General features: G+C 60.4%; 28 protein-coding genes. 15 read left to right on the forward strand and 13 right to left on the reverse strand.

The window, feature by feature from the left end:
• Positions 1–2 precede the first annotated feature (2 nt).
• Positions 3–269 (forward strand): DksA/TraR family C4-type zinc finger protein, encoded by a 267-nt coding sequence (locus tag KUV52_RS14190; protein WP_222526575.1) that lies wholly within the window; start codon positions 3–5, stop codon positions 267–269.
• 10 nt (positions 270–279) lie between these two features.
• Positions 280–750, forward strand: a complete 471-nt coding sequence (locus KUV52_RS14195; protein ID WP_222526576.1) for a GNAT family N-acetyltransferase — start codon at positions 280–282, stop codon at positions 748–750.
• Here the strand turns inward: KUV52_RS14195 and folD are convergent.
• Positions 747–1637, reverse strand: a complete 891-nt coding sequence (gene folD / locus KUV52_RS14200) for a bifunctional methylenetetrahydrofolate dehydrogenase/methenyltetrahydrofolate cyclohydrolase FolD (RefSeq protein WP_222526577.1) — start codon at positions 1635–1637, stop codon at positions 747–749. The two genes, KUV52_RS14195 and folD, sit on opposite strands and share 4 nt — an antisense overlap.
• 284 nt (positions 1638–1921) lie before the next feature.
• Here folD and KUV52_RS14205 point away from each other — a divergent pair, with 284 nt between their 5' ends.
• Together KUV52_RS14205 and KUV52_RS14210 are read left to right on the forward strand one after the other, a co-directional pair.
• On the forward strand, positions 1922–3664 hold the full coding sequence (locus KUV52_RS14205) for an ABC transporter transmembrane domain-containing protein (protein ID WP_222526578.1): 1743 nt from the start codon (positions 1922–1924) through the stop codon (positions 3662–3664).
• Complete coding sequence (locus KUV52_RS14210; protein WP_222526579.1) at positions 3651–5438, forward strand: ABC transporter ATP-binding protein; 1788 nt, start codon at positions 3651–3653, stop codon at positions 5436–5438. The genes KUV52_RS14205 and KUV52_RS14210 overlap by 14 nt, the downstream gene beginning before the upstream one ends.
• Positions 5439–5442: 4 nt before the next feature.
• Here the strand turns inward: KUV52_RS14210 and KUV52_RS14215 are convergent, their stop codons facing one another.
• Both KUV52_RS14215 and KUV52_RS14220 read right to left on the reverse strand, forming a co-directional pair.
• Positions 5443–6243 (reverse strand): EcsC family protein, encoded by an 801-nt coding sequence (locus tag KUV52_RS14215; RefSeq protein ID WP_222526580.1) that lies wholly within the window; start codon positions 6241–6243, stop codon positions 5443–5445.
• Positions 6233–7153, reverse strand: a complete 921-nt coding sequence (locus KUV52_RS14220) for a LysR family transcriptional regulator (RefSeq protein WP_222526581.1) — start codon at positions 7151–7153, stop codon at positions 6233–6235. Before KUV52_RS14220 ends, KUV52_RS14215 begins: the two co-directional genes overlap by 11 nt.
• A 110-nt stretch (positions 7154–7263) precedes the next feature.
• Between KUV52_RS14220 and KUV52_RS14225 the strand changes: the two genes are divergently transcribed.
• The 3 genes from KUV52_RS14225 (at position 7264) to KUV52_RS14235 (ending at position 10002) form a co-directional block, all read left to right on the forward strand.
• Entirely contained in the window at positions 7264–8277 is a 1014-nt protein-coding gene (locus tag KUV52_RS14225) for a zinc-binding alcohol dehydrogenase family protein (RefSeq protein ID WP_222526856.1), read from the forward strand.
• A gap of 273 nt (positions 8278–8550) precedes the next feature.
• Entirely contained in the window at positions 8551–9204 is a 654-nt protein-coding gene (locus KUV52_RS14230; RefSeq protein WP_222526582.1) for a SatD family protein, read from the forward strand.
• 21 nt (positions 9205–9225) lie between these two features.
• Positions 9226–10002 (forward strand): DUF3307 domain-containing protein, encoded by a 777-nt coding sequence (locus tag KUV52_RS14235; RefSeq protein ID WP_222526583.1) that lies wholly within the window; start codon positions 9226–9228, stop codon positions 10000–10002.
• On the opposite strand, the gene KUV52_RS14240 is transcribed toward KUV52_RS14235, so the two are convergent.
• The 3 genes from KUV52_RS14240 to KUV52_RS14250 form a co-directional block, all read right to left on the reverse strand.
• The gene (locus KUV52_RS14240; RefSeq protein ID WP_222526584.1) at positions 9999–10448 is read right to left on the reverse strand and encodes an MBOAT family O-acyltransferase; all 450 of its coding nucleotides are present in this window, start codon (positions 10446–10448) and stop codon (positions 9999–10001) included. The genes KUV52_RS14235 and KUV52_RS14240 overlap by 4 nt on opposite strands.
• Positions 10449–10595: 147 nt before the next feature.
• Positions 10596–12908, reverse strand: a complete 2313-nt coding sequence (locus KUV52_RS14245; protein WP_222526585.1) for a hypothetical protein — start codon at positions 12906–12908, stop codon at positions 10596–10598.
• A 249-nt stretch (positions 12909–13157) separates the two neighbouring features.
• Positions 13158–14063, reverse strand: coding sequence for a LysR family transcriptional regulator (locus KUV52_RS14250; RefSeq protein ID WP_222526586.1), 906 nt, complete (start codon positions 14061–14063; stop codon positions 13158–13160).
• A 186-nt stretch (positions 14064–14249) separates the two neighbouring features.
• On the opposite strand from KUV52_RS14250, the gene KUV52_RS14255 reads away from it, so the two are divergent.
• The 4 genes from KUV52_RS14255 to KUV52_RS14270 are packed head-to-tail and all read left to right on the forward strand — an operon-like array spanning position 14250 to position 16949.
• On the forward strand, positions 14250–14429 hold the full coding sequence (locus KUV52_RS14255) for a hypothetical protein (protein WP_222526587.1): 180 nt from the start codon (positions 14250–14252) through the stop codon (positions 14427–14429).
• 3 nt (positions 14430–14432) lie between these two features.
• Positions 14433–15365 (forward strand): sodium-dependent bicarbonate transport family permease, encoded by a 933-nt coding sequence (locus tag KUV52_RS14260; protein ID WP_222526588.1) that lies wholly within the window; start codon positions 14433–14435, stop codon positions 15363–15365.
• 13 nt (positions 15366–15378) lie between these two features.
• Positions 15379–15864, forward strand: a complete 486-nt coding sequence (gene purE, locus KUV52_RS14265) for a 5-(carboxyamino)imidazole ribonucleotide mutase (RefSeq protein WP_222526589.1) — start codon at positions 15379–15381, stop codon at positions 15862–15864.
• On the forward strand, positions 15861–16949 hold the full coding sequence (locus KUV52_RS14270; protein WP_222526590.1) for a 5-(carboxyamino)imidazole ribonucleotide synthase: 1089 nt from the start codon (positions 15861–15863) through the stop codon (positions 16947–16949). Before purE ends, KUV52_RS14270 begins: the two co-directional genes overlap by 4 nt.
• Before the next feature lie 19 nt (positions 16950–16968).
• On the opposite strand, the gene KUV52_RS14275 is transcribed toward KUV52_RS14270, so the two are convergent.
• The 7 genes from KUV52_RS14275 to KUV52_RS14305 are packed head-to-tail and all read right to left on the reverse strand — an operon-like array spanning position 16969 to position 20380.
• Positions 16969–17457, reverse strand: a complete 489-nt coding sequence (locus KUV52_RS14275; RefSeq protein WP_222526591.1) for a GNAT family N-acetyltransferase — start codon at positions 17455–17457, stop codon at positions 16969–16971.
• A complete protein-coding gene (locus KUV52_RS14280) occupies positions 17454–17957 on the reverse strand; it encodes a DUF1643 domain-containing protein (protein ID WP_222526592.1) in 504 nt (167 codons plus the stop codon). Before KUV52_RS14280 ends, KUV52_RS14275 begins: the two co-directional genes overlap by 4 nt.
• A gap of 2 nt (positions 17958–17959) precedes the next feature.
• The gene (locus KUV52_RS14285; protein ID WP_222526593.1) at positions 17960–18358 is read right to left on the reverse strand and encodes a hypothetical protein; all 399 of its coding nucleotides are present in this window, start codon (positions 18356–18358) and stop codon (positions 17960–17962) included.
• A 12-nt stretch (positions 18359–18370) separates the two neighbouring features.
• Positions 18371–18787: a hypothetical protein gene (locus tag KUV52_RS14290; protein WP_222526594.1), complete on the reverse strand. Its 417-nt coding sequence runs from the start codon at positions 18785–18787 to the stop codon at positions 18371–18373.
• Positions 18784–19254, reverse strand: coding sequence for an RDD family protein (locus KUV52_RS14295; RefSeq protein ID WP_222526595.1), 471 nt, complete (start codon positions 19252–19254; stop codon positions 18784–18786). Before KUV52_RS14295 ends, KUV52_RS14290 begins: the two co-directional genes overlap by 4 nt.
• Before the next feature lie 11 nt (positions 19255–19265).
• Positions 19266–19523: a hypothetical protein gene (locus tag KUV52_RS14300; protein ID WP_222526596.1), complete on the reverse strand. Its 258-nt coding sequence runs from the start codon at positions 19521–19523 to the stop codon at positions 19266–19268.
• Complete coding sequence (locus KUV52_RS14305; protein WP_222526597.1) at positions 19523–20380, reverse strand: hypothetical protein; 858 nt, start codon at positions 20378–20380, stop codon at positions 19523–19525. Before KUV52_RS14305 ends, KUV52_RS14300 begins: the two co-directional genes overlap by 1 nt.
• Before the next feature lie 294 nt (positions 20381–20674).
• Here KUV52_RS14305 and KUV52_RS14310 point away from each other — a divergent pair, with 294 nt between their 5' ends.
• The 4 genes from KUV52_RS14310 to KUV52_RS14325 are packed head-to-tail and all read left to right on the forward strand — an operon-like array spanning position 20675 to position 25198.
• Positions 20675–21928 carry an efflux RND transporter periplasmic adaptor subunit gene (locus KUV52_RS14310; RefSeq protein WP_222526598.1) on the forward strand — a complete coding sequence of 418 codons (1254 nt, stop codon included), beginning with the start codon at positions 20675–20677 and terminating at the stop codon, positions 21926–21928.
• An 11-nt stretch (positions 21929–21939) separates the two neighbouring features.
• Positions 21940–22653, forward strand: a complete 714-nt coding sequence (locus KUV52_RS14315) for an ABC transporter ATP-binding protein (protein WP_222526599.1) — start codon at positions 21940–21942, stop codon at positions 22651–22653.
• A 12-nt stretch (positions 22654–22665) separates the two neighbouring features.
• A complete protein-coding gene (locus tag KUV52_RS14320) occupies positions 22666–23979 on the forward strand; it encodes an ABC transporter permease (protein WP_222526600.1) in 1314 nt (437 codons plus the stop codon).
• Between the two features lie 10 nt (positions 23980–23989).
• Complete coding sequence (locus KUV52_RS14325) at positions 23990–25198, forward strand: ABC transporter permease (protein ID WP_222526601.1); 1209 nt, start codon at positions 23990–23992, stop codon at positions 25196–25198.
• Positions 25199–25248: the final 50 nt, after the last annotated feature.

The raw sequence follows: 25248 nt of genomic DNA on the forward strand, positions 1-25248 counted from the left end.
GTATGGCCGTAGGATTTACCCGTGATGGCGCGGTCAATGAACAGATCGACGCCACTCTCGAAGATGCCATTGCGCAGATCCGTGCTCAGCAGAGCCATGGACAAAGTGCCCAGTTCTGCATCGATTGTGATGAGCCCATCCCCACTGCACGCCGGCGCGCCCTGCCCGGCGTCCAGCGTTGTCTGGCGTGTCAGGCCCTGGCGGACGAGCAGGTTCGCCGTCACAGCCTGTACAACCGACGAGGCAGTAAAGACAGCCAACTGCGTTAAGGGAGGGGAGATGAGCAACTTGCAACTGATCCAGGTGACGCCTGCGCTTGAGAACGTCTACTACCAGTTGGCACAAGCCTATGAAGGGGAGTTTTCCCGACTGACCCGTCGCAAGCCGTTGGCTGACGGACGTTTTATGCACGACACCCAGCTGGGCGGCGACATCCAGGGCTATCTCTACTACGTGAACGATCGCCCCTGTGGCCTGTCAGCAATTGAACATCGGCCGGGGGAGCATGAGATCAGGGAGTTTTACGTGGTGCCCGCCTGCCGGGGCGCCCGTATGGGGCAGCGGTTTGCCCACGCCCTGTTCGATCTCCATCACGGGGTCTGGATAAGCAAGCAGATCACCGGTGCGGATGAGGCGGTGCGATTCTGGCGCCGTACCATCGATGAGTACACCCATGGGGCCTTTGAGGAGGCGCAGGTCACCGATCCCTATTGGGGACCGGTGAACCAGTTCCGGTTTCGCCGGATTTAGCGCTGCTGGCGCTGATACGCCTGAAGCGTGTTGCGGAGCAGGCAGGCGATGGTCATCGGCCCTACGCCACCGGGCACCGGCGTGATGGCGGACGCCACCTGAGCCACTTCATCAAAGGCCACGTCACCGACCAGACGGGCTTTGCCATCACGCTCCACCCGGTTGATGCCAACATCCAGCACCACCGCACCCGGTTTCACCCACTCCGCTTTGACCAGTTCAGGGCGGCCAACGGCGACGATCAACACATCCGCCTGACGGCAGAGGGCTTCGATATTCTGAGTGCGGGAGTGCACCAGGGTCACGGTGCAGTGCTGCTGCAGTGCCAGCAGTGCTGCGGGCTTGCCCACGATGTTGGAGCGGCCCACCACCACCACGTGCTTGCCCGCCAGTGCCTCACCCATGGTCTGGCGCAGCATGATCAGGCAGCCCAGCGGCGTGCAGGGAACCAACGCATCCGGCGCGCCGACCAGAAGACGACCCAGGTTTTCCGGATGAAAACCGTCCACGTCCTTCTCCGGGGCGATCGCCTGGAGCACCTTCTGCTCATCAATGTGCTTGGGCAGGGGCAGTTGCACCAGGATACCGTGAACATCGGGGTCGTCATTGAGGTCAACCAGCAGTCCAAGCAGGTCTGACTCCATGGTTTCCACCGGAAGACGGTACTCCCGGCTGGCGATTCCGGCTTGCTGACACTTCAGCAGCTTATTGCGAACGTACACCTGACTGGCCGGGTCTTCACCCACCAGCACCACCGCCAGTCCGGGGATCGGCTTGCCCGCTTCGGTCAGCGCACGAACTTCGGCGCCAATCTCGTCGATCACCTGATTGGCGATCGCCTTGCCGTCGATCAGGGAGGCAGTCTGTGTAGGGGAAGTGTCAGTCATTGTTATTCTCGTCGGGCCAAAGGAACCGGGGAGCTTACCGGAGTTCCGGCCAGACCGCGGCGACCTGGATCACGACGTGCAAAAAGGTGCGATCACCGTCGCCTTCGTTTATCTGGCTGTTTTGCGGTAATAACTTGCCAGCGCCAGTAAGCGAGAGGGTTCATTTTCAGCGGCATAACGTCATAATAACGGTCTGCCTTTTCGTGGCGCAGCGACGTTGCGAAGATGGGGTTTTACCCTACCCTGCTATTTTGGGCTCTGCCCACCATCCACCAGGAAACAAGATGTCCCTCTTTGTGCATTTGGGCTGGTTTTTTCGACAGCACGCCCGAACCTATGCGCTGGCCGTTTTGATGCTGCTTGTTGTGGCGATTCTGAACATGCTGGTGCCCTACCTGATTGGCCAGACCGTTGACGGTCTCCTGGCCGTGCCCAAAGGCGGGGACTGGGATGGCGGCTACCTGCCTCACCTGTGCGCGATCGCGCTGGCCCTCTATCTGCTTCGCTTTGGCTGGCGCGTGGTGCTGTTTGGCACCTCCTACCAACTGGGCACCGTGCTGCGCCACCGTTTCTATCAACGTCTGACCCGTCAGGGCCAGGCGTTTTACAGCCGCCACAACACCGGCGACCTGATGGCCCGCGCCACCAACGACATCGACGCGGTCGAGATGGCGGCCGGAGAGGGCATTCTGTCCGGCTTTGACGGCATCCTCACCTTCCTGCTGGTGCTGGCGATGATGTTTGTGGTGATCGACTGGCGCCTGGCGCTGGTGGCGTTGGTGCCCTTCCCCTTTATGGGTTGGGCCTTTTACACCATCTCGAAGCGATTGCATCTGCACTTCCGCGACTCTCTGGAGAAGTTCTCCACCCTGAACGACGCCACTCAGCAAGCCATTGTCGGGGTTCGGCTGGTTAAGGCGATGGGGCGGGAACAGGTGGAGAGCGACCGCTTTAGTGCCATCGCCAACGACGCCGCCAAGAGCAACTACGAAGTGGCCCGCACCGAAGCCCTCTATGACCCGGTGATCTTCGTCTGCCTGACCCTCGCCACCGGCCTGACGCTGGGTTACGGCGCCTGGTTGATCCACCATAACGAGTTGACGGTGGGACAACTGACCAGTTTCTCCCTCTACCTGGGTCAGTTGATCTGGCCAATGTTCGCCTTTGGCTGGCTGCTTAATATTGTTGAACGGGGCAGCGCCGCCCATGGTCGCATCGAGTCGATGCTGCAGGTGCCCGACAGTGTCGAGGATCGCGGCAGTGCCGACGTAGAGGACACCACGCTGACGGTCACCGACCTGACCTTTGCCTATCAAAGCGGTGAACCCGACGCATTGAAATCCCTGAGCCTGACCCTGTCTCCCGGTCAGACCCTGGGCATTGCCGGGCCGACGGGGTCAGGAAAAACCACCCTGGTGCAGCTCTTGATGCGCTACTGGGAAACGGCACAAAACCAGATATCTCTGGGCGGCAAACCGCTGGACCACTACCGGCTTAACGCCCTGCGCAGCGCCTTTGCCTACGTGCCTCAGGACAGTTTCCTGTTCAGCGCCAGCATCCGCGACAACATTGCGCTGGCCTGGCCCGATGCGCCGGATGAGGCGGTGGCCGAAGCGGCACGACTGGCGGCCATTCATGAGGACATTCTGCGCTTCCCCGAGGGCTATCAAACCCTGGTGGGGGAACGGGGCGTTACCCTCTCCGGTGGCCAGCGCCAACGCATCGCCATCGCCCGTGCCCTGCTCTCCCGCGCGCCAATTCTGGTGTTGGACGATGCCCTCTCTGCGGTGGATGTGGGCACGGAACAAACGATCCTGACTCACCTCCGCACCCACCGGCCGGAGCAGAGTCGCATCATCATCAGCCATCGTCTGGCTTCAATGGCGGATGCGGACGAGATCATCGTGCTGAGCCATGGTGAATGCAGTGAACGGGGGAAACACACCACCCTGGCCAACCAGGACGGCTGGTATGGCCGGATGTGGACCTATCAACAGATGGAGGCGCAAATCCATGAGCAGCAGTAAGGCCCGTGGCGGCACTTTCGCCCTGTTGACGGGCTACATCTACCGGGACAAGCCATTGCTGGCCAAGGCGCTGACCCTATTGGTGCTGGCCACCGTTTTTGATGTGGCAGGCCCGATTCTGGCCAAGATCTTTATCGACGACCACCTCCTGAAAGGGGACTTCGCCCCGATGGCACTGGGCGGCCTGCTGCTGCTCTATGCGGTAACCCAATTGGGCAGCGCCTGGCTCCGTTACCAGCAAACCCTGCGCTTCTCCGAGATGGCGCTGAATGCGGTGCTCGATATCCGTCGTCGGGTATTCGGCCATGTGGTGCGTCTGCCGATGAGCTACTTCGACCACGCCCGCACCGGTCAGCTGGTCAGTCGCATCACCAACGACACCGAGTCGATCAAAGACCTCTATGTCCAGTTCCTCTCCAACGTACTGGGCAACGCCATCCTTCTGATTGGCATGCTGGTGGCGATGGCGCTGCTGAACATCAAACTGATGATCATCGCCCTCGCGCTGGTGCCGACGGTGTTGCTGATCATCTACCTGTATCAGCGTTTCTCCGGCCCGGCGGTGACCCACTCCCGGGCATTGCGCTCCGACATCAACGCCAACATCAGCGAATCGATCGCCGGGATGGCGGTGATTCAGGCCACCGCTGGACAGGAGCGTTACCTGGGCCACTTCGATCAGGTCAACGGCGAATACTATGGCGCCCGGATGAAAACGGTGCGGATCGGCGCTGCGCTGCTGCGTCCCGCCATCGACATGCTGGCGGTTCTGGTGCTGGTGGGGATCATCGCGCTGTTTGGCATTGAGGTGGTTGCCGGGGTTGCCGAAGTGGGGGTGCTTTACGCCTTCCTGAGCTACATGGGGCGCTTTACCGAACCCCTGGCGGAGATCACCCAGCGCTTTAACCTGTATCAACAGGCGATGGTGGCCGGTGACCGGGTCTCCACCCTGCTGGAACAGGAGGAGCAGCACTACCAGGCAGAGCAGGCCCGTGTTGAACGGGGCGCCATCAGCCTCAACAACCTGCGCTTCGGCTACAGCGACGATAAACCGGTGCTGAAGGGGCTGAATCTGTCGATCCCGGCAGGCGGTTTCTATGCGGTGGTTGGCCACACCGGCAGCGGCAAGAGCACCCTGCTCTCCCTGCTGTTGAACTTCTACCCCAGTGCCAACGGGCAGATCCAACTGGATGGCCGTGACCTGGCGGAGTATGGCCATGATGGTCTGCGTTCCGGCGTCGGCCTGATCCCGCAGGAACCCTTTGTGCTGGCCGCCAGCCTTTACGATAACATCGATATGGGCCGCGGGCTGGGCCAGGACGCCGTGGAACAGGCAGCCAGACGGGCGCACCTCCATCATGTGATTGAAGCGATGCCCGAGGGCTACCAGACCCAGCTGGGTGAAGGGGGGCTGCGACTCTCTACCGGCCAGCGGCAGCAGTTGATCATCGCCCGCGCCCTGGCGGCCTCACCGCGCATTCTGCTGCTGGATGAAGCCACCGCCAACGTGGACAGTGAAACGGAACAGGTGGTGCAGGAAGCCCTGAACGATCTGCGGGGCGAAGTGACACTGATCGTCGTGGCCCATCGTCTCTCCACCATTCGCCATGCGGACCGGATTGTGGTGCTTTCTCACGGTGAGATCATCGAGCAGGGCGATCACGCCGCACTGATGAGCGACCCGACCGGCCACTATCGCGCCATGTACGAACTGCAGTTGCAGGCTCTGAAAGTGGCTCAGGCAGAGGAACCGGAATCGGTCAGCCTGGCGTAAGCCGTTACCGGCCTAATGCCAGGTAGGCGGCCTGCACCGCCTCCTGGCCGTACTGGCGCTCCAGGGCCCGGATGGTGAAATGCCCCCGGGCCATGCGCTGGTAATGGTCCATAAACAGGGTGTTGATGGTGGCCCCTCCCGCTGCGCCAATGGCGGGGATAGCCTGGGCCGCCACCTTCTGCGACACCTGCACGGAAAAGCGCTGCGCCACCGAGGTGATAAGCCGGATCAGCACCGGGGCGCCTTCACTGGTCATCCCGCGGCTCGCCAGATGCTCTGCGGCCTGGGTGACCGACTGAGCCAGCGCCGCCCGCACCGCAAAATAGCCCGACTCCGCCCCATCGTCCGCGTCCCCCTTGCCGCCCAGGGCAAACACCGTCAAACAGGCCAACTGAGTATCGGTATCGTGAAGATCTTCGCCCTCGGACCGGGCAATGTCGGCGATGGCCCTCAGTATCAGGGTGGTGGATACCGGCAACTCCAGCGCCAGGGCGGGTAAACCAAAGAAGCCCCCAACGCCGCCGCTGGTGGCCACCGCGAACTTATGCATCCGGGTTGAAGGCTGGGCAGACTCGCCGGTTTTCATCGTGCGAATCGCCGCTTTTAGCGCCTGATTCAGCGCCGTTTGCGTCAGGTTGTTAACCTTTTCCCGCCAGCCCGAGGGCAAGCGTTTCATCCCCGCTTCAATGGGGCTGCCCAGTTTGTCACTGATGCGGGCGGCCAGGCCCGGCGACTCCAGCCACTGCCGCGCTTCAACAAGGCGTTGGCGGTCCGCTTCCGTGAGGGGAATCAATTCACCGTTCATGGCGATAACTCCGTGCCAGCTGCTGTTCACAGCGCTCTGCCAGAAAAGCGCGCAGACTCTGGATGCGGGCGCTGAGCTGACGCCGATCCGCGCAGATAAGATTCAAAGGCGCTGCCTCCCCCATCCAATCGGAGCACACCACGTTCAGCCGCCCGGCAGCCAGGTCGTCCGCCACATCCAAACGGGATTTATAAGCGATGCCCTGCCCCGCCAGCGCCCAGCGGTGAACCGCTTCACCATCGTCGGCGCTGCGATCCCCCTTCACTTTTACCGTCAGGCTCTCACCATTACGGCTGAACGCCCAGCGATCATGGCGGTAGGCATCGAGATGAAAGCAGAGGCAGTTGTGATCGCTGAGTCGGGCCGGGTGGTCCGGTTCGCCATAACGCCCGATGTAGGCTGGCGACGCCACCAGCACCCGCCGATTGTTGGGCGCAAGGGGTAGTGCCACCAGATTCGAATCTTCCGGCTCACCATAGCGCAACGAGAGATCGGAGCCGGTTTGATAGAGATCGGAAAGGCGGTCGGAGAGTTGCAGTTGCAAGGTCAGTTGCGGGTGCTGTTCCAGAAACTGATCCAGCCAGGGCAGCAGGGTTCGACGTCCCAGATCCGACGGCAGAGACAAACGCAGGGGGCCCGCAAACTGGCTCTGGTTGGAACGAACCGCCTCGGCACCGCTTTTCAGCAACGCCAGCGCCTCGGAGCAGTGGCTGAGAAACCGCTCGCCCTCATCGGTCAGCTTGAGGGAGCGGGTCGAACGCACAAAGAGGGCCACCCCCAGTTCGTTCTCCACCCGCTTTAATGCCGCACTGGTGGCGGCCGGAGTGAGATCCAATTGACGGGCAGCGGCAGACAGACTGCCCAGGCGTGCCGTCAGCACGACGATATCCAGATCCTGCAGAGCCTTCATTTTCAATTATTGTTTGAAACAGCTTGTGCCAGACTCTAGTTTTTCAAACCAACAGCGTCAAATAAGCTGGCCCCTATCGAGAACAATGGAGATCCCTGATGAGCCAGACCATGAAAGCCGTGGGTTATCACCACAGCCTGACGATCGACGCCGACGACGCCCTGCTGGATGTAACACTGCCGATCCCGGAGCCGGGTCCTAATGACCTGCGGGTACGGGTTGAAGCGGTGTCCGTGAACCCGGTGGACACCAAGATCCGCGTCCGTGTTCAGCCTGCCGAAGGGCAAACCCAGGTACTGGGATGGGATGCTGCTGGCGTGGTGGATGCGGTTGGTAGCGCAGTGGAGGGGTTCGCAGTGGGTGATCGGGTCTGGTACGCCGGTGATGTGTCCCGCCCCGGCAGCAACAGTGAGCTTCAACTGGTGGACGCCCGTATCGCGGCCCACCGCCCTTCATCACTGACCCCGTCTGCAGCCGCCGCCCTGCCCCTGACCGGCCTGACCGCCTACGAGATGCTGTTTGACCGTCTGGGCCTCTGCACCGACACCGACCACAGCGGGGACAGCCTGCTGGTGATTGGCGCCGCCGGTGGCGTGGGTTCTATTCTGGTTCAACTCGCTCGCCAACTGACCAACATCCGCATCATCGCCACCGCGTCGCGTCCTGACAGCCAGAAGTGGGTGTCTGAGCTGGGTGCTCATCATGTGGTGGATCACCGCGGGGATCTGGTTCAGCAAATCAATGAACTGGATTGCCCACCGGTCAAGTACGTGGCCAGCCTGAACCAGACCGACAGCCACCTGGCTGCCATCGCAGAGGTGATCGCTCCTCAGGGCAAACTCTGTCTGATCGATGACCCGGCCAGCTTCGACATCATGCCGTTTAAGCGCAAGAGCGTGTCGATCCACTGGGAGTTTATGTTTACCCGTGCCCTGTTCCAGACGAAGGACATCCAACGCCAGCAGACGATACTGACCCACATCGCCGCGCTGGTGGATAAGGGCCGGATCAGCACCACCGTGGCGGAGCACTTTGGCACCATCAACGCCGCGAATCTGAAGCGGGCCCATGCCCTGCTGGAATCTCAGCAATCCCGGGGCAAAATCGTACTCGAGGGCTTCTGAGACCTTTCGGTTGCCGACCATAGCCGGGTGCCCTCCGCGCCCGGCATTATCCGGTTCTGGCCCGAACCCCGACATTGCTTGGGGAGTCTTTCCCTAACCCCCTGATAGATCCCAGCCTTTCAAAGCCATACCGCAACTGCATAAGCCACCGACAGCCTGATGCGTGCAGCATTTATTGCACCAACAATAATTGTGCTATATTTTCTGCACATATGACTTATGTGCTGCTTTTTATGCACACAGACCAAAACCATCAGCAATCCCGGGGGAAACATGGGCAAAGTGGCGGTACTGACCGGGGACATCGTGGATTCCCAGCAACTGACCAATCCAGAGCAGGAGGCCTACCTGCATGCACTGGAACAGACTATCTCATTGTGTGCTGAGCGGTTTGGGGCCCGGGGTGAGATCTTCCGTGGCGACGCCTTTCAACTCTTGGTTGAGCATCCCGGCCATGGCCTGCTGGTCGCCCTGTTGTTTCGCCTGACTTTGCGCACCCTTCCCCACCAAAAACAGCCCATTGATGCCCGCATCGCCCTGGGGATTGGAGAGTGTGAGACACTCCCCGATCGGGTATCGACCGGCCGGGGGGAAGCCTTCGTACTCTCCGGTCGTCAACTGGATGAGATGAACGACGCCCGCTTGGCGATTCGCAGCACTTCCCCCACTCTTGAGCTGTTTCTGCCGGTTCTGTTTCGCTATCTGGACACGGCGGTATCTGGCCTCAATGCCAACGCCGCCCACGCCCTGCTGCTCAAACTCACCCACCCCACCCTCACCCATGAAGCTCTGGCGAAGAAGATGGGGGTAGGACGCACCTCCTATACCCGGTTTCTCAACCGGGCGGCGTACGCCACCCTCGACGAAACCCTCTCCATGTTCGAAAACGCGATGGGCTGTGATAGGTTCTGGAAAACGGAAGGATAATCAGACCATTTAGGGGCGCCATTGACCGACCTGCCGCTGCTCATCCTGCTTCTGCTGGGCCACCTGCTTGGCGATTTCTACCTGCAGCCCGATCGCTGGGTGGCTGAGCGCAATGAACGCCACAGCCAGTCGGTCTGGTTACCGGTTCATGCCCTGCTCCATGCCACCCTGTCCGGCCTGTTGGTCTGGGCCTATATTGGCACCAGCAATGCCGCTGCCATCGCCTTTCTGGTGATGTTTCTCTCCCACTACATCGTGGACCTGATCAAGTCCTATCAAGCCCCGACTCTAAAGTGGTTGGTGGCGGACCAGTTACTCCATCTGTTCTGGCTGGTCGCGATCTGGCTGATGGTGACTCAGAACGGTTACCCCCACCTGCTGGACTGGCTGCAAGCGGCCCTGAATACGCCACTGTTGCTGGTGATACTGGCCTACCTGTTGGCGATGAAACCCGCCTCGATTCTGATCTCTACGCTGCTCGGCCGCTGGCACCTGGATTTTGAGGATCTGCCTCACGCGGATGATGCATCTGAGGGCATACGGAGCACCCATACCCTCGCCTCTGCGGGCGAATACATCGGCTATATCGAGCGCGGCCTGATTGTCACCTTCCTGCTGACCAACCAGATCGCCGCCGTCGGCTTTGTGCTCGCCGCCAAGTCGGTTTTCCGTTTTGGTGATCTCAAGGATCGGCATGACCGAAAATTCACGGAGTACGTGATGATCGGCACCTTCGCTTCCATGGCGACCGGATTTGTTATCGGCCTGCTGTTGAAACTGGGGTTAGAGGCGCTTTAGCGCCATGCCCCCTGAAGCAGGGTCGTCAGGTAGTACCCAACCCAGATACAGGCGGTGTTGATCAGCGCGCGTGCTATCCAGGGGGCGTTCCCAAAGGTGAGATTTCCCGCTTTTGAGAGCACCACCATCGCGCCCATCAGGGTAAACCAGGGAGTCAGGAAGAAGATTGGCCGCCACTTCACCAGGCTGACAGCAATATCGTGAAGCGCGCCGCTGACCAGGAAGGTCAGTATCACCGCGATCCAGAGCGGCAAGACCTTATGGAGTGGTCGCATCACGTAGCGGGAGAGGTAGTAGCCCCAGATGGGGTTCCAGTAGTGCCAGAAACCGTGAAAGGAGTCTGCGCCGAACGATCGATGCAACATCGCCTGCAGGGAGCCCGGGGAACCCAGCGGCACACCATTGCGTTTTTTAACGTACTCCGCGAGCGATATCCTTCTGTGCATCCTTGCCCTGCTCCACCTGACTCCGGTTGTCTGAACCCTCACCTTAACACCCTGACCCTTTCAGGCCACGGCCAAACGGGATGCACGCGCTCAAAAAAGAGGGGGACCAATTCGGCCCCCCGGTCACGGCATTAAGCTGGTCGCCCGCTAGCACCCTGAGCCCGAAAGGCTGTCCGGGGTGGGCACCAGATTGTCGAAGTAGGCGTCAAAATCCGCACCGCACATACTGGGTATCCCCGCCGGATTAGACTGGCTTCTCGCACCACCACACATGAGCGCCTCGCCACAGCTCAGGGTACTGATGTCGACGATGGGATAACGGAAATGCCTTGGTGTGCCCTCAGCGCGATTATGAACCGTCCACCAGGTGGGTCTGGCTGAACCTAGCCAAACCGGGCAGGAGCCGGAATCTCCCACCGCCTGAAACGCAGGCCGCCCCGCATAGAAGCTCATATTGTTGCTGTCACCAGGCACAAAACCGGCGCGGGTGTTGTATCCACAGCCGCCGGAGTAGTAACCCACATAGATCTTCTCCTCCCCTGACGGCGGATAGCTGGACCCAAGTGACTCAGAACTGCACCAGGGCGGCACAGCGGTATTGGTCCACTTACTTCCCTGGTAATTGGCGTCAACGAAGCAAACCTGATTGGGCTCAGAGTCGCGGATATTCAAGCCCGCATCGACGGTGTTGTTGGTGATAAAGATCCGGGCCTTCCCCGAGGAGTCAAACCCCAGGGTATCGTCCATAAAGGCCTCTACCGTTTGGCTGGACTGGTAGCCGACACCATTAACGGTTGAGCGCATCAGATTGGTCCAGGCAGTGTTGTCCGCCACCCGCCAGTTGTTGTACCCCGCAAACGCATCCAGTCCCCCCATCACCAGCGGCTTGCTGTCGACATCCACAAAGCCGGTGTCCTGGTAGGTTCCGGTGCTGCTGCCGCAGGTGGCAGCGGTGGTCAGGGGGAACGCGCAACCCTGCCCATCGGCGTCAGACACATCATCCAGACGCAGCAACCAGAGATCGTTGGTGCCATTGAGCAGAGCCACATTGCTGCGGCTGTAAGGCACACCCGCTACCGCTATCTGTGTCTGCAAGCGGCGATAGATGCGGGAAACGGTGGTTTTCGCCAGGTCACACTGGGTTTTGGTTTGAGTACCGGCCGGAGGCGAATCACAGACATCGCGCACCGTGGTAACGTCCGGCGTCGCTAACCCCTCATCCACCGCAGCCTGCCAGGCCCGAAAGTGGCGCGCTTCCGCATAAAGATTGGCTGCCTGCGCCTGGATCCCATAGAAGTAGTGGGTCAGATCCTGAACCTGGGCGTAGTAGTCGGTGTCGCCAAAGGTGAAGGAACCCGGTTGGGGAAAGCTCTTTACGCAGGCTGCCATCAAGCCATCAATGCCGCCGGAGGGCACCAGTTGGGTGTGGATACGGGTTAGTCGGGTGACCACCCCGTCATTGGTGTCCAGCACTGCATTTACCCAGGTTTCCATGCAGTTCTCTATGTCTGAGACAGCGCAGGAGGTGGTGGGTGGCAGATCGCCATTGGCGGTGCGATCGGACCAGTCCTGCAAGATGTTGGTCCAGGTGGTGATCTGAGCCACATCATCCGAGATGGTGTTAAACGCCGTGGAGCACTGTCCGGTCTGAATCTCACCTGCAATCAGACTGAGGGCCTGATTCACTTCGGTGGTCAAAGCCGCGATCTGCTCCGATATCCCCTCCAGTTCGTCAACGATTGGCGAGAGATCCACCAGGGGACTGTCGCTTTGGTTGGCGATCCCCAGTGAGCCCAGCAGATAGCTGGTTGCGGTGCTGCCAATCGAGCTGCCCACGCCTCTCAAAACCGCAGAGAACAGTGCGGTTGCCGGATTGGGGCTGGCGCCTAATGGGGCGGTTGCCTGCATGGGCTGCGAATCGGTCGTTGACGGTAGGGGGCCGGATGTATCGCCATAGGCATGGAGACCGGTAATGGTGAGAAAACGTGTGCCCTCCTCCAATCCCAGTTTGTGTTTTTGCACCAGCAGGACCAGGTCCATCAACGCGTCGTGGTTGAGATCGTCATACAGGACCTCCTGACGCCAGGGTCGAGCCTGGTTGGGACCGAGGCGCAAACTCTCGGTGTCGATGGCCAGGATGTCGGCCTCATCCGATTCGGAGCCATAGAGCACCACCGCCACCAAACCGCGCTTTTCCAGTTTCTTAAAGCACTGTTCCGGTTCACTGGCGTTACGCCAAGGGGGGGAACCATGTATGTCGCTCCCTTCATCCTGATGAGGTGACTTTCCTCGAGTACCAAGAGTGATAAGGGCACAGGCCACATCTTCGGGCAGATACTCCAGAGTGTCGGCGTCGAACTCAACGGTACGGTTTGGGTTGGCAAGCGTGGGGGCTATGGAAAGGCACAGCGCCACGAAGAGCAGAAAGGCGGCAGGTATCAAGCGAATGACTGGGTTCACAATCTTCTCCTTAACCAGGCGGGAGAAACGTCCAATTAGTTTTTAGGCACAAAGATCCCCACTGGTTGAAGGTGTGGTTTATGGGGATCCAGCGAAGAAAACGCTTAATAAGGCTAGGTCACTATTTGGGATGCGGGTTGGAAATTACGCCAATATCCGGCAAACCGTGAATAACGGCTGGATTTGGGTTGCCAACAGCCGGTTCTGTCAGCAACCCGTCTGGCGTGGTCTGTGCATTCTGACTTCGGGTTAGAGTCCAATCTTGAGGTTATCTGCCTGCTGGATCCAGTTCAGAAAGGTGGACGCGACGGGAGAGAGGGATTTGGCCTTATGGTGGGCCAGGTACCAGTGGGATTCTATCGGCATCCCCTCCACCGGCAGAATCGCCAGTCCGGAGTCACCCCCAAAAGCCAGAGTGTGAGTGGAGATCACCGAGACCCCAAGGCCGGACATTACCGAGTGTCGAATCGCCTCGTTACTCTCAACCGTCATACGCACATTGAGCTTAACCCCCTGCTCCCGCAGAAAACGCTCCAGCGCATAACGGGTACCAGAGCCATGTTCACGGATAAGGAACGGCTCCTGGGCAAACTCGGCCAGGCTGATCCGTTTCCGTTTGGCCCAGGGGTGATCCGCCGCCGCGATCGCCACCAGAGGGTTATCAAGGAACTCATGGAGGGAGAGCGGCGCATCCTGTGGTGGGTGGCTGAATACGTAGAAATCGTCGCGGGCTTCTGAGAGACGGTCGATCACCTGCTGCCGGTTCCCCACCTTAAACTCAACGTCGATCTGGGGAAACCGCTCCAGGAATCCCCCCAGCAGGTGAGGAATAAAGTATTTGGCGGTGGTCACCACCCCCAGTCGCAATGTCCCCCGCTTAAGCCCCTTCAACGCCGCCAGGTCCATCTCCATCCGTTCGAAACTGGCCAGCACTTCGATGGCGGTTTCCAGGGCACGCTCACCGGCATCGGTAAACTGCAGGCGCCGACCGACCTGATGGTAGAGATCAGCGCCCAGGGTTTCACTGAGTTTCTTCAACTGCATCGATACCGTGGGTTGAGTAAGGTGCAGGCGCTCTGCCGCGCCACTGACGGTGCCGGCCTCTCTCAGGGCCAACAGAATCTCCATCTGTCTCAGGGTCGCTCGGGCACTCATTCCACTCTCCTGTACGCTCCCTTCCCAACTTGTCACTATCGGCAAAGGAGAGTTAATCCAACAATCAAACACTTAACGCCAAAATATAGGCGTTTATCTATATAAATTAAATTTTTTTTCGATTTCCATCTATTTTGATTTGGGAGCACACTTCGCGGCGTTAAGGAATTACCGGAGGATGGAATTATGTCGCGTCGCCTCGCTTTTGAAATGACCATTGCCATGAGCCTGATGCTGATGGGAGGGGCTCTGGCCACCGCGCAAATCAGCGACTGGAGTCTGGCCATGACCGGTCTGATTCTGATGACCACCAGCCTGGTTCTGCGCCCACGCCCGCAACTGCAAACCGCTGCAGCGGAGCGCTAAGTCATGGGTCTGGACATTGTTGTCGCCTTCTTTGTACTGGGCGCTGCCGCCCAGTTTGTCCGGGCCGAACTGAGTCTTCCCAAAAGCCTCTATCAATCCCTGGTTATCTTTCTGCTGCTGGCCATCGGCCTCAAAGGCGGCATCGCCCTCTCCAAGCACGTTAATCCGGCTCTGCTGATAGAAGCGGGCGCCATTCTCGCTTTCGGCTTTGTGCTGCCGCTGATCGCCTTTCCCCTGCTGCGCAGCTTCGGCCACCTGCCCCGGCTGGATGCCGCCACCATTGCGGCACACTACGGTTCGGTCAGTGTGGCCACCTATGCGGTAGCGGTGGCCTTCCTTGAGAGCCGTGGACTGGAGTACGAGCCCTACTTCCCCCTCTTTGTTGCCCTGCTCGAAGCGCCTGCCATCGCCGTCGGCTTGTGGCTGGCCAGCCGCAAGGGCGAAAGCACCGACGGTAAGGCGATCCTGCGCGAGATGATGCTGAACCAGGGCATGGTTTTGCTGCTGGGTGGCCTGTTGATCGGCTGGTGGGGCGGCGACCGGGCCGAGCGCATCATGCCCTTCTTCGGCGAGCTGTTCCACGGCGTACTGGCGCTGTTCCTGCTGGCGATGGGCCAGAAAGCCGCCGAGCGCTGGCGTGAACTGGGCAATAACGCCTCATTCCTGGCCAGCTTCGGCGTGGCCATGCCCCTGATTGGGGCCCTGCTCGGCACCGGGCTGGGCTACCTGCTGGGATTCAGTCAGGGCGGTACCATTCTGATCGCCACACTTGGCGCCAGCGCCTCCTACATCGCCGTGCCCGCTGCCCTCTCTGCCGCGCTGCCCAAGGCGGATCTGGGACCGGCCATCACCGCCTCGCTGGGCATCACCTTTCCCTTCAATGTGCTGGTGGGCATCCCCCTCTACAGCGCGTTGATCACCCGTTTTATTCATTAAGTTCGGAGCCATCATGTCTCAACCGAAAGTCAGCATCATCATGGGTTCCCAGTCCGATTGGGCCACCATGGAAGAAGCCACCAAGCCGCTGGAAGCGCTGGGTGTGGCCTATGAAACCAAGGTGGTTTCCGCCCACCGCACCCCGGATCGCCTCTACCGCTTCTGCAACGAGGCCCATGAGCGCGGCATCCAGGTGATCATCGCCGGTGCGGGCGGTTCCGCTCACCTGGCGGGCATGGCCGCTGCCATGACCCACCTGCCGGTGGTCGCGGTGCCGGTCTCCAGCCGCAACCTGAAGGGGATGGATTCTCTGCTGTCCATGGTGCAGATGCCCCGCGGTGTGGCCGTGGCGTGTCAGGCCATCGGCGGCGCAGGTGCCTACAATGCGGGCCTGATCGCCGCGCAGATGCTGGCCCTGGGTGATGCAGAGCTGACCCAACGCCTGATCGACTGGCGCAGCAGCCAGACCGACTCCGTTGCGGAAGAGGTCGTGAAATGAAAATCGGCATCATCGGCTGCGGCCAGCTGGCACGGATGCTGGCCCTGGCGGGATGGCCCCGGGGGCTGAGTTTCAGCTTCCTGGCTGGCCCGCAGGAAGATCCGGCACCGGTGACCGGCCTTGGCCCCATCTATCGCATGAGCGAGGGCGAGAGCGCCGAATCGATCTACGAAGGGCTCGGACGCCCCGAGGTGATCACCACTGAGCGTGAGCAGGTGGATGTGGCGCTGTTAAGTGCGCTGAAAGCGTTTGCGCCGGTGTACCCCGAAGCGCACGCGGTTTCCGTCTGCCAGCACCGGGCGCGTGAAAAGCAGTTTATCAATGATCAGGGCATTGCCACTGCGCCCTGGCGTCCCATTGATGGCAAAACCGACCTGATCGCACTGGGTCATCAGCTGGGCTGGCCGCTTTTTATCAAGAGCTGTGAAGATGGCTACGACGGCTACAACCAGTGGCGTCTCAATGGCCCGGACACGCCCCTTCCTGAGATACCGGAGGGCGTGGAGTGCATCGCCGAGGGCGGCGTAGCCTTTGAACGTGAGTTGTCGCTGGTCGCGGCGCGTGCGAGCAACGGCAAGGTGGCCTGCTATCCCCTGACGGAGAACCACCATACTGGCGGGATCCTCCAACACTCCCTCGCTCCGGCACCGTCACTGCCAGAGGGGCTGCAGGCAAAAGCGGAAGAGATGGCCCGGCGATTGCTGGAAGCATTGAACTACGTTGGTGTGCTGACGCTGGAACTGTTTCTGGTGGACGGCGAGCTTAAGATCAATGAGTTGGCCCCGCGGGTGCACAACAGCGGTCACTGGACTCAAAGCGGCGCCCTCACCTGCCAGTTTGAGAACCATGTCCGAGCCATTGCCGGCCTGCCTCTGGGGCCCACCAGCGCCCCTCAGCCAAGCGCCATGGTCAATCTGCTGGGTGTTGAGCCGCCCAATCCGGTGATCTGCCCGGACGCCAAGCTGCACTGGTACAACAAATCCGTGCGCCCGGGCCGTAAGGTGGGCCACCTGAATCTGACCCACTCAGACCCCAGCCAGCTTCACCGCCAGGTGGAGGAGTTGGTGGCGGTGCTCTACCCCTGAGCGCACACCAGGGCGCTGTTCATTTCAGGCACTTTTGCCAGAACAGCGCCTTGCCCATTTTTGGGTCCAGTTCATACCCCGCAAAACCCGCTCGGCGATAGGCTTCCTGCGCCCCCCGATTCCCCTCCAGCACCTCAAGCGTCAGCTTGATGCAGCCCCGCTCTCTGGCGAGCCGCTCCAGCTCTGCCAGCATCGCCTGCCCCACACCCCGGCCCCGTTGAGTTGGCACCACCACCACATCGTGAATATTGAGCAAGGGCTTGCACTCAAAGGTGGAGAATCCGCTGAAGGCATTCAGCAGGCCCACCGGCTCTCCATCCAGATAAGCCAACAGCGAGATAGCGCCGGGAACATTGGCCAATGCCGGGCCCAGAGTGGCTTTTACCTGAGGGTTCAGCGGAGCACCTCCGCCCATGGGATCCCGGGCATAGATATCCAGCATCTGCGCCAGTACCGCGCAATCCTCTGGGTTGTGGTAGTCGGCGGTGCGGATGGTCAGGGTTGTCATTGTGATCGCTTCCTTTCGCTTAATGGGGGGTCAAAGAGTTGGGGGCAGGTATCCCGTTTCAGGTAGAGAGGATGTCTCGGCGCCCCGCTAAGGCAGCGCCCCAGGCACGTCAACCGATAGCCGGAGAGCGGCCCTTCCAGAACCGCACGTGCCCGACTTTGCCTGGCGCCCTTGGCGCCCCACGCCACCAGTATGGCGTCACTCTCCCTGGCCAGACAGCTCAACCAGTGGTCATTGAGGGGGCCAACCGGATCCGCAGGGTGGCGAAGGTCGGAGGGCCTGGGACTGCGCCAGGCGTAAAGGTTGGCCAGCCACAGGCTGCCAAAGCCCCATTGTCGGGCGAAGGCGATGCAGCGACGGGAGGTGGGATCATCCCGCTCCCCATCGGCGGTTGAGGGGTTGAGGCCCACAACGAGCAACCGGGAACCCGCCGGGTGCCAGTTTCGCCATAGGGCGTAACGATAATCTCCACAGGGGGAGAACACGGCTCCACGTTTCATGATCAGTCCAACTGGTGAAAAGCCCGAAGAAAGTCGTTTTTGGTCTGCTCAAACTTATAGTGCCCCGGACTGTTCAATGCACGTTTGGGCTCGGTAAAGGCGGGCATGACATAGCCCCAGTTGGAGTTTCGGGCAAAGGCCACCACCACATTGACATGGCTGTCCGTCCAGCGGTTAACGATGGGGTGGCGCTCGCCGCTGGCTTCCACCGTTTTCACCTGGATGCGGTGATAGTTGGGACCGTCGGAGATCAGAATGTCGGTCTGGTGGCCATTATCCAGAACCGGGGTAAACACCTGCCAGCCATCCTGCATCAGCCAACTGATAACGATGCTTTCGTAGGCGGTATTTTTCAGAGCCTGATGGGTGCCCTCAGCGGTTGGCGTCATCCTTCTGGGCATGGTCTCTCCTTATCAGGGGTCTGGTAGGTTCGGGCCAGTCGGTGGCCCCAGGTGCTCGATGGTCAGCGTATAGCGGCCCACCTCATCCCGGCGGGCCGCATTGCGCATCAGGTAGGTCAGAATGCGATATTCACCGTCCATGGCGGCCTCCCCCTCATACTCGGTACCGGAGGTGGAACCGATAAAGAGCGCCGTGTCCTGGTTTGGGCCGGTGACATTGAAATATTGGAACCGGTTGTCGCTATCCAGCACCACTGACCAACGCTGGCCCTGGCAGAGGCTGACCCGGTATTCCATCAGCTCATAGCCTTTAAGCCGCCCCTGCACTGAGACTTTGCCATCCCCCTCCAGACTCAGGGGTTGAATCGGATGCTCGGCAGCCCCCAGAGAAACGCTCAACAACAGCAGCGTGGTCAAAACGATTTTCATGGCGCTTCCTCATCAAAGGTCACGGCAGTCTGCTGCTGATGACGCACCACCACGGTGTCCGCCAGTTTGTCGTGCCAGCCCTGCTTGCGCTTATCGATGCCGACCCAGATCAGCCCCAGCAGAAAGGGGATGGTGCTGACGTAGTAACCCAGGTAGCGAATTACCAGTTGCCCGGTGGTGGGTTTGCCGCCGGTCTTGGCGTCCACGATTTTAAGTTTCAGCAGCATTTTGCCGGGGGTGGCGGATTTGTAGCTCCAGAAGATCAACACGGCAATGGCGGGAAACAGGTAGTTAAGCAGAATGTCCCAGGTGCCATAGAGAAAATCCTGGGAGATCCAGTACTCCTCACCGTAGATAAAGGTCAGGATCGGCGCGATGATCATCGACAACAACAGGGTGTCGATCAACGCCGCCCCCACCCGAATCCAGAATCCTCCGTAGACCAGTTCCTGTTCCTGTTGTTGCATATGTTCGCTCCTTAGCGACGCCACCACTGGCGTGCCCACATGGCGCCGATGCCGGTCAGGCTAAAGCTGGGCAGGGTCGGCGCAAACCAGCTGATGAAGGTATCCCAGACAAAAGACCACTGTGTCCGGGCTCCGGAGCGGAAGATCCCGCCAGGATTCTCCCACCAGTCCCAGGCAGCCATCAGCGTCGACAGCAGTGCCGCCACCAGAACGCCCCACAGTGCCCCTCTGATCGCCGCCCTCACCCACCGGTTGCCATTCATTGCCATCAATACACCTCAATACCAAAAGCCAGCAGACGACGGGGCAAAACCTCGTCCAGGTTGGCGAGGTCAGCCTGATAGAGCTGAATCAGCTTCAATCCAAGCTGGCGATACAGGGTTTGACGTTCACCAAGTGTCTCCGCATCCAAACCCTCCACGTAATCAATGTAGATGGCTCCACGGGGAAGGAAAAAACTGCAGTAGGTTTCATTGACCTGGCCCAGGGTTTCCCTGACCGGCCGCTCGTAAGCGTGGGCCAGGCCAGCCAGATAGAGCCAGTTGTCGATGGTCAACTCTTCGACTGAGCGGACATAGTGGCCATCCAGAGTGCGGTACTTGGCATCAAACTTGGCCCGGAAACTGGCGATGGACCCATGGGTGGACTCCTTATCTGCATCCTTGCCCAGCGCTTGTGCCAGCGCTCGCTTAAGCAGCGGATCGGTTACCAGCGCCGCTGGCCAGAGGCTATAGGGGGCGCCACTGCGCTTGTCCGCCTGCTGAATCCCCCCGGCCGCTCTGCCGGAATCGGTCACCCGCCACCCTTTCGGCGCAGGCGCCAGGTAGCCCACTTCATGCAGCAATCCAAGCAGGCTCTCTCGCCCCAGTCCGGTGGATTCAGACAATTTGGACACACTCAACAGTCCCTCGGCAGCGGGCAGAGTGAGGTTTTCAGGCCACACCACATACTCACCAAACTTCTCGCTGTGGGCGGTGCCACCGCCCGCCAGTCGCCCCTGCTCCGTCAGGCACCAGCGCTCCGCTTCCCTGACCAGGTAACCCGCTTTGGCAAGGCGGTCAAACAGGGTTTTGGCGGGCATCCCAAGGGTCTTGGCCAGAGCGGTGGTGGAGAGGGTTTTGGCCATAACAGGCTCCGAATCGTTCCAGGTTTTCGACAGAGTATCAGTAAGAAAAATCAAAGGCTAACGGGGACTTAGCATAGCAATGCCCCTATTCAGTTACCGATTTCCTCACGGACACCCGACCGGACAGAAAAAAGTGTCCGCCCCGGACACTTCGGACAGTGCCGGACAGCAACAGGCGGCGTTGCACAAACGCCAAAGCCTGAGATTTCAACGAGTTACAGCACATCAGAAAAAGTGGCACGGCTCCTGCTCCTTATGACGCCATAGGTCATTGAGAAACAAGCGGACACTGTGATGATTCAGGATACTTCCGGACAGGATGTGGTACGGCAACGCCCCCGGGCGCGGCGCTGGTTGTGGCCCACCATTGGGCTGACCCTGCTGCTGGCCAGCGGTGGCTACCTGTGGGCCAGTTACGGCCAGGGACAACAAAGCGTGCGCGGCAGCCGCCTGCAGATGGCCACGGTGGAGCGCGGTGACATGGTGCGGGAGATCGCCGCCCGGGGTCGCATCGTCGCCGCCAATGCGCCGGTGATCTACAGCCCCTCTGCCGGACGCATCGCCCTTCAGGTTCAAGCCGGTGAAATGGTCGAAGCGAATCAGCTGCTCGCGGAGATCGACAGTCCGGAACTGCAGGCGGAGCTGTCTCAGCAGCAGGCGGTCGAGGCCAGTCTGGCGCTGGACCTGCAACGCCGAAACCTGGATGCCCGCCGCACCGAACTGGAACTGCAACGTCGGTTGGATCAGGCCAAGGTCACCCTGGTGGCAGCGGAGCGCGAGAAGCGTCGTGCCGACAAAGCCGCCGCGACAGACCTTATCAGCGACATCGATCACCAACAGGCCCAGGATGAATTCGCCAGCGCCCGCATCGCTCACCAGCATGCGGAGCAGGAGATCGCCCTGGCCCGGGACACCCTGAAGTTTGAACAGCAGGCCGCCGAGGTCGAACTGAACCGGCAACGGCTGCGGGTCGCTGAGCTGCAACGTCAGGTGGACGCGCTGTCACTGCGGGCGCCGCTGGATGGTCTGGTGGGCAACACCCTGGTTGAGGAGCGAGAGCAGGTGGCCGACAACCAGCCGCTGCTCTCCGTGGTCAGCCTGACCGACTACCAGGCGGAACTGGACGTTCCGGAGAGCTATGCCGACGAACTGGGCCTGACCATGCCGGTGGAACTGGAGGTGGGTGGCCGTACCCTTTCAGGAGAGATCGCTGGTATTTCCCCGGAGATCGTCGCAAACCAGGTAAAAGTCCGTGTCCGCTTTGATGCCAGTAACGTCAAACTGCGTCAGAACCAGCGCCTGACCGCCCGCATCCTGCTTGAGTCGCTGGAGAACGTGCTGATGGTGCGACGCGGCGCGTTTATCCAGTCAGGTCAGGGCCGGATCGGTTACCGCATCGAGGGCCAGCTGGCCCACAAAATTCCCCTTCAACTGGGCGCCTCCAGCCTCACCCATATCGAGGTGATTCAAGGGCTGGATGCCGGCGACCAGATCATCATTTCCGATCTCTCAGGGCTGCTGAACAGCAGCGAGATCTTCATTAAGTAAAGGAGTTCCCCATGCTGCACATGGATAACATTGGCAAGGTATTTCGTACCGACCTGATCGAGACTCACGCCCTGAGAGGCTTCCACCTTGAGGTAAAAGAGGGCGAGTTCGTGGCCGTCACCGGCCCCTCCGGTTCCGGTAAAACCACCTTCCTCAACATTGCCGGACTGCTGGAAAACGCCAGCAGCGGCCGCTACTACCTGGATGGCGAAGAGGTCAGCATGCTGACCGACCGGGAGCGTTCTCTGCTGCGCAATGAAAAGATCGGCTTCATCTTCCAGGGCTACAACCTGCTGCCGGACCTCAACCTGTTCGACAATGTGGATGTGCCCTTGCGCTATCGGGGTTTCAGTGCCGCAGAACGAAAGCGCCGAATTGAGCAGGCGCTGGAGCAGGTGGGCCTGGCCGCCCGGATGAAGCACCTGCCCTCCCAGCTTTCCGGTGGCCAGCAGCAGCGGGTGGCGATCGCCCGTGCTCTGGCGGGTGAGCCCCGCATTCTGCTGGCCGACGAACCCACCGGAAATCTCGACTCCATGATGGCGCGACAGGTGATGGAACTGCTGCGGGAGATCAACCGCGCCGGCACCACCATCATCATGGTGACCCACGATGCGGAGCAGGCAGCACAGAGCCAGCGCAACATCCATCTGGTGGATGGACAGGTGTGTGATCTGGCGATGCTCAACCGTCGCCGGGATACCGATCCCATCGCGGCCCAGGCATAAGAGGGGCGGATCATGTTTCTCTACTACGTCAAACTGGCCTGGTTAAGCCTTAGGCAGAGTCCGGTGATCAGCGCCCTGATGGTGCTGGCCATCGCCATTGGTATCGGCGCCGCAGGCACCAGCCTGACGGTACACCACACCATGAGCCACAACCCCATGGCCCACAAGGATGACCGCCTCTATGCGGTGCAACTGAAAAGCCATCATGACGATCACCACAGTGGCACCGATGATGGCCTGTATTACCAGATCACCTATCAGGACGCGCACAACCTGAGCCAGCAGTCCGGGCCGGTGCGCCAATCTCCGATGATTCGCACCGGGTTCACCGTCAAACCGGCCAATCCGGAGGTCCACCCCTTTATCGCCGATGGACGCGCCGCCAGCCGCGACTTTTTCGCCATGTTCGATGCGGTGTTCCAGCATGGCGCCCCCTGGAGCGAGGCCCAGGATCAACTGGCTGAGCCCGTTACCGTCATCAGTCAAAGCCTGAACGACAAGCTGTTTGGCGGCGGCAACAACGTGGGTAAAACCATCGACGCCAACGGCCAGAGCTACACCGTGGTGGGGATCATTGACGACTACAAGCCGCAGCCGCTGTTCTACGACGTCAACAATGGGGCCTTTCACGAGCACGAGGAGATGTTTATCCCCTTCAGCCTGCTGCCCGTCCACGAGATCGAAGCCTGGGGCAACTCCAATGGCTGGAAACAGGAGAACATCAACAGCTATGCCGACCGTCTTAACTCCGAGATGTATTGGGTGCAGTACTGGGTTGAACTGACCGGACCGGAACAGAAAGCGGAATACCAGCAGCAACTGGCGGCCTACATCGAGCAGCAACAGGCACTGGGCCGCTTTCCCTCTGAAAATCCGACATCCAGCCTGCGTACCGTCAGTGAGTGGCTCGATTACAACGAAGTCGTGAGCGAAGACAACCGGATTCTGCTTGCCCTCTCTTTCCTGTTCCTGCTGGTTTGCCTCGTCAATATGGTTGGCCTGCTGCTGGCCAAGTTCCTGCGCCGGGCTGCCCACGCGGGCATCCGTCGCGCCCTTGGGGCCAATCGCGGACAGATCCTGGCTCAGCACCTAGTGGAGGTGGCGATCATTGGTTTGTTTGGTGGCGTACTGGGCAGCGTATTGGCGCTGGTGGGTCTGGCCGGGCTGAGGCAACTCTATCCGGGCTATGACCAGCTGGCACGGATGGATCTGACCATTCTCGCCACTCTGATCGCCCTCTCGCTGGTGGCAGCCCTGATTGCCGGACTCTATCCGGCCTGGCGCATTGGCCGCACCAACCCCGCCACCTACCTCAAGAGTCAGTAAGGAGCCGACCATGTTTGAACTTCGCCCCATTTTTTCGGCCCTGCTGCGCAGTAAAAGCGGGCCTCTGCTTATCATTCTGCAACTGGCGCTGACACTGGCGGTGGTCGCCAACGCCGCCCACATCATTCAGGAGCGTCTGACGCTGATGGCGCGGGACAGCGGCGTGGTGGAATCGGAGCTTATCGCCTTTACCGTGGCTGAGATGCATATGGATAAGGACTTCATCAGCCAGCGACGCATGGATGAGCAGGCGTTGCGAGCCATTCCGGGGGTTATCGATGCCGCTGCCAGCAATCAGGTGCCCCTGACCGGAAGCGGATCCTCCACCACAGTCTCCTCCAAGCCCGAGGGTGAAGAGGGTGGCGTCGATCTGAACCTGGGCTATTACCAGGGCAATGAGCACTTGTTTCCCACCCTGGGCCTGACGCTGGTGGAGGGAAGAGCCTTTACCGCCAACGACATCCTGACCGATGCGACGCCCGCTACCCTGCCCTCCCAGGTGATGCTGAGCCGCTATGCCGCAGAGCGCTACTTTCCCGAAGAGAGCGCCGTGGGCAAGCAGATCTACCTGCACGACCATGCCGTTGAGGTGGTCGGCGTATACGACACTCTGCAAACCCCCTGGGCACACCGGGACCACACCTACGCCAGCGCCATCGTACCGATGGAAAACGGCAACTTTTTCGCCCGCTACATGGTGCGTGTCGAGGCCAGCCAGCGCGATGCGGTGTTGACCCAGATAGAGGACGCCATGCTGAAAGTCGCGCCGGACCGGGTGATTCTGAGTCTTCGCAGTTTTGACGACATCCGCTCCCGGGCCTACCGCAATGACAACGCCATGGCGAAGCTGCTGGGGACCGTTATCGTCCTGCTGCTGGTGGTCACCGCATTGGGCATTGTCGGTCTGGCCAGCTACAGCGTCGGTCAGCGCCGTAAGCAGATCGGCACCCGCCGTGCCCTGGGCGCCACCCGCGCCGCCATCGTTCGCCACTTCCTGACGGAAAACCTGATGATCTGTGTGGCGGGTGTGGTGTTGGGCACCCTGGCAGCCTTTGCCCTGAACCAGTACCTGATGCATCACTACGAACTGACCCGCCTGCCCCTGGCCTATCTGGGCAGCACGCTGGTGGGTCTGGTGCTGTTGAGCCAACTGGCTGCGGCGACACCGGCGATAAAAGCGGCACAAGTTTCTCCGGCCCTTGCCACGCGGTCTGTGTAATCAACAGGTACTGGATACCTTGTTAAAAATCCGTAACCTATGATGAGCGA

It is taken from the genome of Ferrimonas balearica, from assembly GCF_019802055.1.
Classification (GTDB): Bacteria; Pseudomonadota; Gammaproteobacteria; order Enterobacterales; family Shewanellaceae; genus Ferrimonas; species Ferrimonas balearica_A.